The organism is Sphingomonas sp. CCH9-F2, from assembly GCF_001556735.1.
Classification (GTDB): domain Bacteria; phylum Pseudomonadota; class Alphaproteobacteria; order Sphingomonadales; family Sphingomonadaceae; genus Sphingomonas; species Sphingomonas ginsenosidimutans.
In genome coordinates, this window is sequence record NZ_LSJO01000203.1 from 1 (window position 1) to 12,450 (window position 12,450).

Sequence of the window (12,450 nt, forward strand, 5' to 3'; positions counted from 1 at the left end):
ATCGCAACCGCCACGCCGCTCGCCGCCGCCATCCGCGCGGCATCGATCAGCAACCCGTCGGACACGTCCATCATCGCATGGACCAGCGGCGCCAGCGCGCGCCCCTCCGCCAGCCGCGGCACCGGGCGGCGGTATCGCGCCAGCAATGCCGCATCGCCCGCCCCCGCGCACGCGATCGCCAGCCCGGCACCTGCGCCGCCGATCGTCCCCGTCACCCATAAGCCATCACCCGCCCGCGCACCGGAACGCGCCGGCGCGCGCGCGTCGCGCCCGAACGCGGTCACCGTCAGCACGCGCGGCGCGCCCGCCGGCAGCGACACGGTGTCCCCGCCGATCAGCGCCACGTCATACGCGCGCAGCACCGCCGCCAGCCCGTCGAGGAACGCCGCATCCCACGCCGCATCGCGCAGCGGATAGTTGAGCATCACGCCCTCCACCGCCGCGCCCTTCGCCGCCAGGTCGGACAGGTTGGTCGCCACCAGCTTCCACGCGATATCCGCCGCCGGATCGCCGGGCAGGAAATGCACCCCCTCCACCAACGTATCGCTGGTCACGATCAACCCGCCCAGCACCGCCACGTCGTCCACCAGCCCGCGCGCGCCGGGGTGCAGCGGCAGCGTGCGCAGCCGCGCGATGAAGTCGGCTTCGTTCATGGCGGGGGTGTAGGGCTGCGCCGCGCCGGGCGGAAGCGAATGATGGACGCGCTCAAATCAGAGAAAGCGTCGGAGCTCCGCCAGCACCCGGTCCAAATCGACGGAAATTCGCGTATCTACTTCGACGATCGGACCTATCCCCATCGGACGGTCATATTCGTCGAGCATTCCCGGGGGCATTTCTTTTAAGGGGTGGGCGGCATGGTGCTCGCTCGTGGCTGCGCGTTCACGAAACCGCTTGGCTGTTTCCGCACGACCGCAATCACAATGAACTTCAACAATCGACGCCCCGAGGTTGGTCAGCTTGGTCCGCTCATAGTCGCTATGCGGTCGAAAATTGGCTTCCAATACCGCCTGCGGCGCATGGCTTGCCAAGGACCATATCAATTCCATCGACGCGCCGCCGATCAGGCGAGAGGCGGCGAGATCGCCTCCGCCGTCGCCAAACACGTCGGTCAGCGTCTCCTTGATAAAGCCCTTCGAGAACAACGGATACCCAAGCCGTTGCGCCAACGGCACCGCGAGCGTCGTCTTACCCGCACCCGGCGCGCCTGACACGATCACTATCTGGCGCGGAACGTTTGACACCATGGGGGCATATCAAAGGTCGGGAACGACTGCCATCGGGCGTGATCCGACGTGATAGCCGTCCCGTTGGGGAACGGGACCGGGAATGCCGACGGCTGAACGGACGACGGCCCCCCTCACCCGCGCGGTGCTATGGCGCGGCGTCGTATCCGCGGTTAAGCAGCGCCCGTTTCTCCCATCCGCGAGCCGCCATGCCGATCGACCTCATCTGCCTCGATGCCGACGACACGCTGTGGCACAACATGCGCTTCTTCGCCGCGGCGGAGCAGGCGTTCGCCGATCTGGTCGCGCCTTATGCCGACGACGCGGCGGCGCGCGCGCGGATGGAGGCGGTGGAGATCCGCAATCTCAAGCGCTACGGCTATGGTGCGAAGAGCTTCACGCTGTCGATGATCGAAACCGCGCTGGAACTGGCCGGTGACGCGCTGCCCGCGGCCCATGTCGCGCGCATCCTCGATATCGGGCGTACGCTGCTCGATCACCCGGTCGAACTGCTCGACGGCATCGGCGACACGGTCGAGGCGCTGGCCGCCCGCGCGAAGCTGGTGCTGGTGACCAAGGGCGACCTGCTGCATCAGGAGGTGAAGCTCGCCGCCTCGGGCCTGGGCCAGCTGTTCACCGGGGTGGAGATCGTCAGCGACAAGCGCGCCGACACGTTCGTGCGCGTCTTCCACCGCTATGGCTGCGCGCCCGATCGCGCAGTGATGGCGGGCGATTCGATGCGTTCCGATATCCTGCCCGCGCTGGAGGCAGGGGCATGGGGGGCGTTCATCCCGCAACCGCTGGCGTGGAGTCACGAGGTCGCCGCCCCCCCCGCCGACCACCCGCGCTTCCGCCAGCTCGCGCGCCTCGCCGACCTGCCCGGCTGGATCGACACATTGCCCTGACCGGCCGCGCGAGGGCCGACAAAAAACGTCTGAAATCAGTTATAAACGATCGACATCGCGCCCGCGCGCAACCCATCCTCAATCTTTCGCCGCGACAAGGCGCGCTGAAAGAGGAGCCTGATGTACAAGATCGTCGTCGACCGCACCCACACGCTGATCCGCCTCGACGTTACCGGCATGCTGACCGCCGCGGTCGCCGATCAACTGGCCGGCGACATGATCGCGCGGGTGATGGAAGCGCAGCTGGAAAGCTATGTCCTCATCATCGACATTTCCCGCTGCCCGGTCCAGTCGCAGGACATCATCGGCCTGATTGGCGGGCATCTGACGAAGATGAAGCGCGCGCGCGGCGTGGCGATCGTCACCGGCAGCACGCTGGTACGCCTCCAGCTGCGGCGCATCTTCGACCAGCCCTTCACCCGCTTCGCCGCCACCCATGCCGAGGCGCTCGACTGGCTGCTGTCGGCGAAGGAACCCGCGGCGCTGTCTGCGTGACGGGGGACGGGCGCCAGCCGTCGTCGTGCCAGTAAGAATACGCCCGGGGCACGACCACGCCCTTTATGAAATCGACCGGCTTCGCCCACTTGCGGACATTCGTAGGGTGAGCAAAAATTCGCTGATGCGCACCGCTTCGCTCACCGTCTCGATGATTTTGTTGATGGGATCGGCTTGCTCCGAGCAGCCAGAGAGAAAAGCGTTGGCAGTCGTCACCGACATCGCTCCACGCGTTTCCAGATGGCATAGCGATCAGGTGCTTGTGACGGCGCGAAGCGCTGATGGCCTTGTCGGATCAAAGCTTGTTGATGCGGCTCGGTTGGACTGCCGCGTGGGCGAGAAAGTTCAGGCAACTGCGCGCGGCGTATCGCTGTTTTTGGACGCCCGCGCATGCCAACGATAACGTCCGCTTTCCACCCAAAACACGACCCCGCCACCTATACCGGCGCCACATCCGCCCCCGCGCCATAATGGTGCCAGGTGAAGATCGCCGCCGCCCCGCGATACGGCCGCCACGCCTCCGCCAGCTCTCGCGTCATCCGCTCCGATGGGCGTTCGGGCAGGCCCAGGATGCGCCCGACCTCGATCTGCACCGCCAGGTCGCCGGCGGGCCAGATATCCGGCCGCCCCTCCGCGAACAGCAGGTACACCTCGGCGGACCACCGCCCGATCCCCTTGACGCGGACCAGCTGCGCGATCGCCCCCTCGTCATCCTCGGGCAGATGGTCCAGGTTCAGCCGCCCGCTGGTCACTTCCTCCGCCAGGCTGCGGGCATAGCCGGTCTTCTGCCGGGAAAAGCCGCAGGCGCGCAGCCCCTCGTCGCTCAGCGCGGCGATCACCGCCGGGTTGGTCGGGTCGCCCAGCACCTCCAGCTTGCGCCACACCGCATCGGCGGCCTTCACGCTCACCTGCTGCCCGACGATCGTGCGCAGCAATGTGGCGTAGCCGCGTGCGCGGATGCGCGGCGCGGGATAGCCGACGCGCGCCAGCGCGGCACCGAACGCCGGCTCGGCCGCCGCCAGCGCGTCGAGATCGGCATTCAGCCGCTCGGCGCTCAGCCCCATTGCGCGATGCCGGTACAGGCGGCATGGGGAGCGTGTTTGATCGGGGAGAAATTCATGCCCAAGCTTATCGTCGTTACGCGTGAGGGGGAAGAACGCGAGATCGACGGCGACGCCGGCCTGTCGGTGATGGAAGTGATCCGCGACGCCGGCATCGACGAGATGCTGGCGCTGTGCGGCGGCTGCTGCAGCTGCGCGACCTGCCACATCCACGTCGATCCCGCCTTCGTCGCCGCGCTGCCCGCGATGAGCGAGGACGAGAACGACCTGCTCGATTCGTCGGGCGACCGCGACGATACCTCGCGGCTGGCGTGCCAGATTCCGTTCAGCGCCGACCTCGACGGGCTGAAGGTGACGATCGCCGCCGAAGACTAAGGTGGTGTGCGCATCGTGGCGGGCGCCGCCGCGATGCGCATCCGATCACGCGCGCGCGGTCACCGCATAGAGCGCGATCGCCGCGGCGTTCGACACGTTCAGGCTCTCGACCTTGCCGGACATCGGCAGCTTGGCCAGCTCGTCGCAATGCGCCTCGGTATTCTGGCGCATCCCCTCGCCCTCCGCGCCCAGCACGATCGCGATCCGCTGAGTGCCCATCGCCTGCGCCAGCGTCTGCGTCGCATGGCCGGTCAGCCCGATCCGCCAGAAGCCGGCCTCGGCCATCTCCTCCAGCGCGCGCGCCAGGTTGACGACGCGCACCCACGGCACGCTTTCCAGCGCCCCGCTCGCCGCGCGCGCCAGCGCCCCCGATTCGGGCGGCGAGTGACGGTCCTGCGTGACGATGCCCAGCGCGTCGAACGCCGCGGCGGAGCGCAGGATCGCGCCGACGTTATGCGGGTCGGTCACCTGGTCCAGCACGATCAGCGGGCGCTGGTCGCCCTCGCCCTGCTGCAACAGGTCGCCCAGCCACACGTCCTCCAGCGGGTCAACCTCCGCCACCAGCCCCTGGTGCGGCGCGTCGGACGGGACCAGCCGGCCCAGGTCGGCGACATCGGCATAGACGATCGGCAGCACCGGCGGCAGGTCCAGCGCCGCCAGCGCCTCGCGCGTGCCCCAGATCTTGCGCACCACGCGCTCGGGATTGGCGAGCGCGGCCAGCACCGCGTGCCGCCCCCACAGGCGCGTCCGGTTGCCCTGCTGCTGGCTTGGGCGGTGGCCACGGCGCGCCATCAGCGGCGCCCCGCGCGGGTCAATAGGTGATATCTGATACGGACCATGCGCGCGCTATGCGATGCGCGCCGACGCGACGCAACCGCCCGCTATTTCCGCCGCCGCGGCTTCGCGCCCGCCGCCGCCTGTTCCTCCAGCGTCGCCAGCAGCGTGCGCGCCGCTTCGGTCTCCGCCTCCTGCTTGCTCGCCCCCTGCGCGGTCACGCTGTCCTTGCCGACGCTTGCCGCCACGGTGAAGCGTGGCGCATGGCCGGGGCCGGAACGGTCGACGATCGCATAGGCGGGCACCCCGCGCCGGTTCGCCGCCGCCCATTCCTGCAACGCCGACTTGGGGTGCTGCGGCGCACGCGCATCGGCGTGGAGGCGCTCGGCCCACAGCCGCCCGATCGCGTCACGCGCCGCGTCCAGCCCGGCGGTGCGGTACAGCGCGCCCAGCAACGCCTCCATCACGTCGCCCAGCACGTTGTCGCTGTGCTGCGCGCCGTCGCTATGCGCCTGCTTGCCCAGCCGCACGCGCGCTTCCGCGTCGATCGAGCGCGCGACGTCGGCGCACACCACGCCGGTCACCAGCGCGTTGAACCTTTTGGTCAGCTGCCCTTCGGGTTCGTCGGGGAAGGTCTCGTACAGCCATTCGGCCATCACCAGCCCCAGCACCCGGTCGCCCAGGAACTCCAGCCGCTCGTAACTCTCGCCTTCGCGGCTGGAATGGGTCAGCGCGCGCACGAACGGCGCGGTGTCCGCCGGCCGGACGCCGAACGCGCGCTCGACCCAATCGGCCAGATCGTCGCTCAAAAGCCCTCACCGATCCTGTCGAGTCGCGCCGCCGACACCCAGGTCCACGGCTTCAGCCACGATGCCGAACCGTCGGTGGACCAGAAATTGACGATCGCCTTGCCCTCGATCCGCTCCATCGGGATATACCCCATCCCCTCGGGCGGGGCGAAGCGGCTGTCGGCCGAATCGTCGCGATTGTCGCCCATCAGGAATACCGCGCCCGCGGGCACGTGATAGACGTCGGTATCGTCGGCCTGCGGGATGTTCTCCTGGTCGAGCACGTTATAGCTCTTGCCGTCGGGCAGCGTCTCGCGGAACTGCGGGTAGCGGCAGATCGCGCGCCCGGCGCTGTCGACGTCCTGGAACGGCGTGCCGCACTTCTCCGTCGGGAAATTGGGCGAGATCGGCACGATGAAGTCGGCGACGCGCTGCTTGGGGATCGCCTTGCCGTTCAGGAACAACTGCCCGTTCCGCATCTGCACCCGGTCGCCCGGCAGGCCGATGACGCGCTTGATGACGTCGTGGTCGTCCGGCCCCATCGACCGGAACACCACCACGTCGCCGCGCGCGGGATCGCGTGCGAAGAGCCGCCCGGGGATCAACGGCAGCCCCCATGGCAGCGACCAGCGCGAATAGCCGTAATTCCACTTCGACACGAACAGATAGTCGCCGATCAGCAGCCGCGGCAGCATCGATTCGGAGGGGATCGAGAAGGGCGAGAAGATGAAGCTGCGCAGCACGAACACGAACAGCGCCAGCTTCAGCAGGAACCGGATCGTCTCGCTGGTTTCGGAACGGGCGGGGCGGCCGGCGGTTTTGCCGGCGACAGGAGGGGTGGCCATGACGCTTCGCGTCGCCTAACGGCGCGGGCGCGTCAAGCGAAGGCTTGGCACGACAGCATAGGGAAGACGGACAATGGCGGACTGGTCCCGGATCGAAACACTCCCCCCCGAACGGCTGGAGGCGCTGTTCGCCGCCGACGCCGACCGGCTGAAGCGCCTGTCGCTGGACGTCGCGGGCATTCATTTCGACTGGTCGAAGACGCATCTGACCCCCGATGCCGTCGCCGCGTTCGAGGCGCTGGCGAAGGACGCCGACCTCGCCGGCCGGCGCGAGGCGATGTTCGCGGGCGACCATGTCAACGTGACCGAGGACCGCCCGGTCGAGCACACCGCCGAACGCGGCGAGGGCAAGGCCGACAGCGTGTCGCGCGCCGCTTCCTATCACGCGCGGATGCGCGCGGTGATCGACGCGATCGAGGCCGACGCCTTCGGTCCCGTCCGCCACGTCCTGCACGTCGGCATCGGCGGGTCGGCGCTCGGGCCGCACCTGCTGGTCGATGCGCTGGGCCGCGACCATGATCGCTACGACGTCGCGATCGTCTCCAACGTCGACGGCATGGCGCTGGACGACGTGTTCGACCGGTTCGACCCCGCCGCCACGTTGCTGGTCGTCGCGTCGAAGACCTTCACCACGACCGAGACGATGATGAACGCCGAAAGCGTCATCGCCTGGATGACCGGCGCGGGGGTCGAGGATCCCTATGGCCGCGTCATCGCGCTCACCGCCTCGCCCGACAAGGCGGTCGAATGGGGCGTCGACGAAACGCGCGTCCTGCCGTTCTCCGAAGGGGTCGGTGGGCGTTACTCGCTGTGGTCGTCGATCGGCTTTCCCGCCGCGATCAAGCTCGGCTGGGAACAGTTCGAGGAATTGCTGGACGGCGCGGCGGAGATGGACCGCCATTTCCGCCTGTCCGCGCTGCACGAAAACGCCCCCGCGCTCGCCGCCTTCGCCGACCTATATTACACCCAGGTCCGCCATTGCGAGACGCGCGCCACCTTCGCCTATGACGAACGGTTGCGCCTGCTGCCCAGCTACCTGCAACAGCTGGAAATGGAATCGAACGGCAAGGGCGTGACGGTGGACGGCACGCCGGTCGGCCGCCCGACCGCGCCGATCACCTGGGGCGGCGTCGGCACCGATGCGCAGCATGCGGTGTTCCAGCTGCTCCACCAGGGCACGCACATCGTCCCCGTCGAATTCGTCGCGGTGACCGAGGCGGGCGACACCCTGCCCGCCGAACATCACCGCCAGCTGCTGCTCAACGCCTTCGCGCAGGGCGCGGCGCTGATGAAGGGCAAGCAGGCCGACGATCCCGCGCGCAGCTATCCGGGCGACCGCCCGTCCTCGACACTGCTGCTCGACCGGCTTGACGCGCGCACGCTGGGCGCGCTGATCGCCTTCTACGAACATCGCGTATTCGTGGCCGGCGTACTGCTGGGGATCAATTCCTTCGACCAGTTCGGCGTCGAGCTGGGCAAGGAAATGGCCAAGGCCGCGGCGAAGGGCGGCGGCGACTTCGACCCCTCCACCACCGACCTGATCGCCCGCGCCGGTCTGGCGTAAGCGCGGGCGACCGACTATGTGTATGGCTCGGCGGAGCCATACACATGCGGACGAATATCGACATCGACGACGCGCTGATGGCGCAGGTCATGCGGATCACCGGCAAGCGTACCAAGCGCGATGCCATCCACGCCGCGATGGCGCGGCTGGTCGAGTTGGACCAGCAGACCGCGATCCGCGACCTGCGCGGCACGATCGAATGGGTCGGCGATCTCGACGACATGCGGACCAGCAAATATATCGCTGCCGACATATGATCCTCGTCGATACCGGCGTGTGGATCGACTATTTCGGCGGCACCCGAACGCCGCAGACCGATTGGCTCGACGATCATCTGGCGGTTCGCCGTTTCCTGGTCGGGGACCTCGTCCTTGCCGAGGTCCTGCAGGGCTGCCGTACCGACCGGCAGTTCGATACGCTTCATGCCGCGCTGGACAGATTTCGCCTGCTTTCCATCGTCGACGGGCAGGTGGCCGTGGCCGCCGCCCGCCATTATCGCACGCTACGCGCGCTCGGCATCACGATCCGCAAGACGATCGATACGCTCATCGCCACCCGGTGCATCATCGCCGATATACCGCTGCTCTACGGCGACCGGGACTTCGATCCGTTCGTCCAGCATCTCGGGCTTCGCTCTGCGATGCAGCTGCCCGCGCACTGACCACCCTGTCCTACTGCCCGTGCCGCTGTTACCAGCGCGGGCACGAACCGGCCTCCCGCCGGTTCAGCACTAACCCCGCGACCGTCTCAACATTCGCAACATTCGCACACGCCGGAGCCTGAATATGTCCGACTACGATTACGACCTTTTCGTCATCGGCGCCGGTTCCGGCGGCACGCGTGCGTCGCGGGTTGCGGCGGCGCGTGGTGCGCGCGTGGCGGTGGCGGAGGAATATCGCGTCGGCGGCACCTGCGTCATCCGCGGCTGCGTGCCCAAGAAGCTGCTCGTCTATGGCGCGCATTTCGCCGAGGACCTGCGCGACGCGCGGCATTTCGGCTGGGATGTGCCCCCCGACTGTGCGTTCAGCTGGCCGCGGCTGCGCGACAACGTGCTGAAGGAAGTCGACCGGATTAACCAGGCCTATACCACCACGCTGGAATCGAACGGGGCCGAGATCATCCACCAGCGCGCCACCGTCTCCGGCCCGAACGAGGTGACGCTGGCCGACGGCACGACGAAGACAGCGAAGACGATCCTGATCGCGGTCGGCGCGCATCCCGCGGTGCCCGAATGTCCCGGCCATGAACATGGCATCACCTCGAACGAGGCGTTCCACCTCGATGCGGTGCCCCAGCGCGTGCTGATCGCGGGCGCGGGCTATATCGCCAACGAATTCGCCGGCATCTTCCACCAGCTGGGCGCGCACGTCATCCTGATGAACCGGTCGAAGGAGATATTGCGCGGCTACGACCTGCAGATCCGCGACCGGCTGCTCCAGATCAGCATGATGAAGGGGCTGGAGTTCCGCTTCGACGCCACCTTCCAGGGGATCGAGAAGCTGGATGACGGCTGCCTGAAGGTCAGCATGGCGAATCATGAGCCGGCGGTGGTCGATATGGTGATGTTCGCCACCGGGCGCAAACCGAACACGCACGGACTGGGCCTCGACACCGCAGGAGTGGAGCTGGACGATATGGGCGCGGTGAAGGTCGATGCCGACAACCGCTCCACCTGCCCGTCGATCTACGCGATCGGCGACGTCACCAACCGCATCCAGCTGACCCCGATCGCGATCCGCGAAGGGCAGGCGTTCGCCGACAATCTGTTCGGCGGGAAATCGACAATGGTCGACTACGATTGCGTGCCCTCCGCGGTGTTCAGCCACCCGCCGATCGCCGGCGTCGGCATGACCGAGGCGGAGGCGCGGCAGAAGCTGGGATCGGTGAAGATCTATTCGTCCGATTTCCGCCCGATGAAGAACGTGCTGGCCGGCCGCGACGAACGCGCGCTCTACAAGATGGTGTGCGACGGGGAAACCGACCGCGTCGTCGGCATCCACATGATCGGCCCCGACGTGCCGGAAATCATCCAGTCCGCCGCCGTCGCGGTGAAGGCGGGACTGACCAAGGCGCAATTCGACGCCACCGTCGCGCTCCATCCGACCATGGCGGAGGAACTGGTGCTGCTGAAGTAGCGGCGCTCCCAATACGTCACCCCAGCGAAAGCTGGGGTTTCCCGGTAAGGGAACGAAGCGCGGCGCCCGCCTATCCCGCTGCCACCGCCCCGCGCTGCGCCGGGATCACCGCGGCGGTCATCCGCGCGATGCACACCAGCCGCTCGGCCGCGTCGGTGATGCGGATCGTCCAGACCTGACTGGTGCGGCCCAGGGATTCGGCGCGCGCGGTGGCGTGGACATATCCGTCGCCGGCGGGGCGCAGGTGGTTGGCGTTGATCTCCATGCCCACCGCCGCCGACACCGCCGGGTCCAGCGTCGCCATCGCCGCGACCGATGCGACCGTCTCGGCCAGCGCGACGGAGGCGCCGCCGTGCAGCCGGCCGTAGGGCTGCTTCGTCCGCTCGCTCACCGGCATCCGCGCGGTCAGCCAGTCGTCACCGGATGCGACGAATTCGATCCCCAGGAAACCGGGCATCGACGTCGCGCCAACCGCGGTGAGCCGCGCCAGATCGGGAGTACCGCCGTGCCAGATCGTCGTATTCGTGGTCATGCCCGCCTCGTGGTTCCTGAATCGGTGGGAAAGGGAAGGATCGTCTCGTACCGCGCCAGTTCCGGCGCACCGGGTATCCGCGCGCCCCGCCGCAGCAGGAAGGCGTGGCGGACGATCTCCGCCTGCTGCTCGATCCCGTATCGCTCCAGTCGCCAGCCGGGGCGGATCGCATAATGGTAACGGCAGAACGGATGGCGCGCGAGCGGCAGGCAGATGCCGCGCTGGTGCTGCCAGATGTGGCACATCTCGTGGATGAACAGCCCCTGCGCATCCAGCGGCGCATCGGCGAAATCGTCACGCCACAGGTCGCCGCGCGGATGGAAGTGGATCGTGCCGGCCGGCGCCATCACCACGCCGCGCGGCTGGAAGAACGCCCATTTGCGCCGTGCCAGCGCCACCTGCCCATAATCGATCGTGTCGCCGTACACCGACCGCGCCAGCGCCACCTCGCCCGCGGTCAGCGCGCGCCGTGTCACTCCGGCGCCGCCTCGCCCGCGCCGATCACCGTGGCGGGCACCTCCACCGCGCTCCCGTCATCGAAGCGGAAGGTAAGCGGCAGCTTGCCATTCGGCGTCACGCCGGCGGGCAGGCCGAACAGCATCGCATGAAAGCCGCCGGGCGCCAGCTTGACCGTTCCCGCCTTGGGCACCGGCACCGCCTTCACCGCGTCCATCGCCATCATGCCGTTGCCGGTCATGCGGCTGTTGTGCAGTTCGATGCGCGCGACGCCGGGCGCGGTGATCTGCACCAGCGCCGCGTCCTTCGCCCCGCCGTGCAGCACGGCATATCCCGCCGCCGGCCGCCCCGGCACCGCCGCGAGCCGGACATAGGCATCGCCCGCGACCGGCGCCTGCGGCGCGCCGGAACAGGCGGCAAGGATCAGTACCGGTGCAAGCGCCATCATCCGCATCGCATCATCTCCCATCATCTCGCCCCTGCCTACGAAGCCGTGGCCGCGCCCGCAATCCTACCGCCGCGCATCCGCCTTCTTGGTGCGCAGCGTCGCGCTGGCGGCGGCGGGATCGTCGGGCCACGGGTGGCGCGGGTAGCGGCCGCGCATCTCCTTGGCCACTGCGCTCCAGCTGCCGCGCCAGAAACCCGGCAGGTCGCGCGTCGTCTGGATCGGGCGTCCTGCGGGGCTGGTCAGCGACAGGACCAGCGGCACGCGTGCTTCCCCCACCACCGGATGCTCGTCCAGCCCGAACAGCGCCTGGACACGCAGCTCGACGGTCGGCCCGGCCTCCGCGCCATAATCGATCGCATGGGTCGATCCGGCGGGGCTGGTGAAATCGGCCGGCGCCAGCCGGTCGGTCTGGCGCAGTGCGTCCCAGCCCAGCAGGTTGCGCAACGCATCGGTCAGCGCCCCCGGCGCGATCGCGTCCAGCCGACGCTTGCCGGCCACCAGCGCGGGCAGCCATTCGTCGATCCGCGCGATCAGCACCGCATCGTCCAGCGGCACCCCGGCATAGGCCGCGCGCGTCCGCAGCGCCTGCGCCCCCGCCGACCAGGGGAGCAGCGCCGGCCCGTGACGGCGCACCCCCTCCACCAGCGCGGCGGCGATCGTCGCGGGATCGGCGGCGCTGTCCGGCCCGCTCGACACGCGGATCGCGCCCAGCCGCCGTTGGCGCAGCGCCTGCACCGCACCGGTGGCCGGATCGAAGCTGGCGGTACGATGGGTGGCGATCCGGTCGGCGAACATCCCCTCCACTGCGTCCGCGCCGATCGCGGCGGCGGACAGGATGCGCGCGCCCGC

The 12,450-nt window shown here is 68.7% G+C and carries 18 protein-coding genes; 8 read left to right on the forward strand and 10 right to left on the reverse strand.

Annotation, left to right across the window (positions count from 1 at the left end; all coding sequences use genetic code 11):
• Both thiL and AX685_RS05885 read right to left on the reverse strand, forming a co-directional pair.
• Positions 1 to 653, reverse strand: a 653-nt coding sequence (thiL, locus tag AX685_RS05880) for a thiamine-phosphate kinase (RefSeq protein WP_066486371.1), incomplete at its 3' end; no start/stop codon positions are given.
• A 57-nt stretch (positions 654 to 710) separates the two neighbouring features.
• Positions 711 to 1,244, reverse strand: coding sequence for an AAA family ATPase (locus AX685_RS05885; RefSeq protein WP_066486373.1), 534 nt, complete (start codon positions 1,242 to 1,244; stop codon positions 711 to 713).
• A 188-nt stretch (positions 1,245 to 1,432) separates the two neighbouring features.
• Between AX685_RS05885 and AX685_RS05890 the strand changes: the two genes are divergently transcribed.
• The 3 genes from AX685_RS05890 (at position 1,433) to AX685_RS21455 (ending at position 3,026) form a co-directional block, all read left to right on the forward strand.
• On the forward strand, positions 1,433 to 2,128 hold the full coding sequence (locus AX685_RS05890) for an HAD family hydrolase (protein ID WP_066486375.1): 696 nt from the start codon (positions 1,433 to 1,435) through the stop codon (positions 2,126 to 2,128).
• Positions 2,129 to 2,248: 120 nt separating this feature from the next.
• Positions 2,249 to 2,623 (forward strand): hypothetical protein, encoded by a 375-nt coding sequence (locus AX685_RS05895; protein WP_066486377.1) that lies wholly within the window; start codon positions 2,249 to 2,251, stop codon positions 2,621 to 2,623.
• Between the two features lie 106 nt (positions 2,624 to 2,729).
• Complete coding sequence (locus AX685_RS21455; protein ID WP_156445699.1) at positions 2,730 to 3,026, forward strand: hypothetical protein; 297 nt, start codon at positions 2,730 to 2,732, stop codon at positions 3,024 to 3,026.
• A 34-nt stretch (positions 3,027 to 3,060) separates the two neighbouring features.
• Here AX685_RS21455 and AX685_RS05900 read toward each other — a convergent pair whose 3' ends face one another.
• Positions 3,061 to 3,687, reverse strand: coding sequence for a DNA-3-methyladenine glycosylase family protein (locus tag AX685_RS05900; RefSeq protein WP_066486379.1), 627 nt, complete (start codon positions 3,685 to 3,687; stop codon positions 3,061 to 3,063).
• Between the two features lie 54 nt (positions 3,688 to 3,741).
• Between AX685_RS05900 and AX685_RS05905 the strand changes: the two genes are divergently transcribed.
• Positions 3,742 to 4,059 carry a 2Fe-2S iron-sulfur cluster-binding protein gene (locus AX685_RS05905; protein WP_066486406.1) on the forward strand — a complete coding sequence of 106 codons (318 nt, stop codon included), beginning with the start codon at positions 3,742 to 3,744 and terminating at the stop codon, positions 4,057 to 4,059.
• Positions 4,060 to 4,104: 45 nt separating this feature from the next.
• On the opposite strand, the gene rlmB is transcribed toward AX685_RS05905, so the two are convergent.
• The 3 genes from rlmB to lepB all read right to left on the reverse strand — a co-directional run bounded on the left by rlmB (position 4,105) and on the right by lepB (position 6,466).
• Positions 4,105 to 4,851 (reverse strand): 23S rRNA (guanosine(2251)-2'-O)-methyltransferase RlmB, encoded by a 747-nt coding sequence (gene rlmB, locus AX685_RS05910; RefSeq protein ID WP_066486385.1) that lies wholly within the window; start codon positions 4,849 to 4,851, stop codon positions 4,105 to 4,107.
• An 89-nt stretch (positions 4,852 to 4,940) separates the two neighbouring features.
• A complete protein-coding gene (gene rnc / locus AX685_RS05915; protein ID WP_066486387.1) occupies positions 4,941 to 5,642 on the reverse strand; it encodes a ribonuclease III in 702 nt (233 codons plus the stop codon).
• The gene (lepB, locus tag AX685_RS05920) at positions 5,639 to 6,466 is read right to left on the reverse strand and encodes a signal peptidase I (protein WP_066486389.1); all 828 of its coding nucleotides are present in this window, start codon (positions 6,464 to 6,466) and stop codon (positions 5,639 to 5,641) included. The genes rnc and lepB overlap by 4 nt, the downstream gene beginning before the upstream one ends.
• 73 nt (positions 6,467 to 6,539) lie before the next feature.
• Between lepB and pgi the strand changes: the two genes are divergently transcribed.
• From pgi to gorA, 4 genes are all read left to right on the forward strand, one after another.
• On the forward strand, positions 6,540 to 8,030 hold the full coding sequence (pgi, locus tag AX685_RS05925) for a glucose-6-phosphate isomerase (RefSeq protein WP_066486391.1): 1,491 nt from the start codon (positions 6,540 to 6,542) through the stop codon (positions 8,028 to 8,030).
• A gap of 44 nt (positions 8,031 to 8,074) precedes the next feature.
• Positions 8,075 to 8,287, forward strand: a complete 213-nt coding sequence (locus AX685_RS05930; RefSeq protein WP_066486393.1) for a type II toxin-antitoxin system VapB family antitoxin — start codon at positions 8,075 to 8,077, stop codon at positions 8,285 to 8,287.
• Entirely contained in the window at positions 8,284 to 8,691 is a 408-nt protein-coding gene (vapC, locus tag AX685_RS05935) for a type II toxin-antitoxin system VapC family toxin (protein WP_066486396.1), read from the forward strand. Before AX685_RS05930 ends, vapC begins: the two co-directional genes overlap by 4 nt.
• Positions 8,692 to 8,815: 124 nt before the next feature.
• Complete coding sequence (gene gorA / locus AX685_RS05940) at positions 8,816 to 10,165, forward strand: glutathione-disulfide reductase (RefSeq protein WP_066486398.1); 1,350 nt, start codon at positions 8,816 to 8,818, stop codon at positions 10,163 to 10,165.
• A gap of 70 nt (positions 10,166 to 10,235) precedes the next feature.
• Here gorA and AX685_RS05945 read toward each other — a convergent pair whose 3' ends face one another.
• From AX685_RS05945 to AX685_RS05960, 4 genes are all read right to left on the reverse strand, one after another.
• Entirely contained in the window at positions 10,236 to 10,697 is a 462-nt protein-coding gene (locus tag AX685_RS05945) for a hotdog fold thioesterase (RefSeq protein ID WP_066486401.1), read from the reverse strand.
• Positions 10,694 to 11,173 carry a vgr related protein gene (locus AX685_RS05950; protein WP_066486404.1) on the reverse strand — a complete coding sequence of 160 codons (480 nt, stop codon included), beginning with the start codon at positions 11,171 to 11,173 and terminating at the stop codon, positions 10,694 to 10,696. Before AX685_RS05950 ends, AX685_RS05945 begins: the two co-directional genes overlap by 4 nt.
• On the reverse strand, positions 11,170 to 11,625 hold the full coding sequence (locus AX685_RS05955; RefSeq protein WP_231738596.1) for a copper chaperone PCu(A)C: 456 nt from the start codon (positions 11,623 to 11,625) through the stop codon (positions 11,170 to 11,172). The genes AX685_RS05950 and AX685_RS05955 overlap by 4 nt, the downstream gene beginning before the upstream one ends.
• A 39-nt stretch (positions 11,626 to 11,664) precedes the next feature.
• On the reverse strand, positions 11,665 to 12,450 hold a 786-nt coding region (locus tag AX685_RS05960; RefSeq protein ID WP_331710155.1), incomplete at its 5' end, for an ATP-dependent helicase C-terminal domain-containing protein.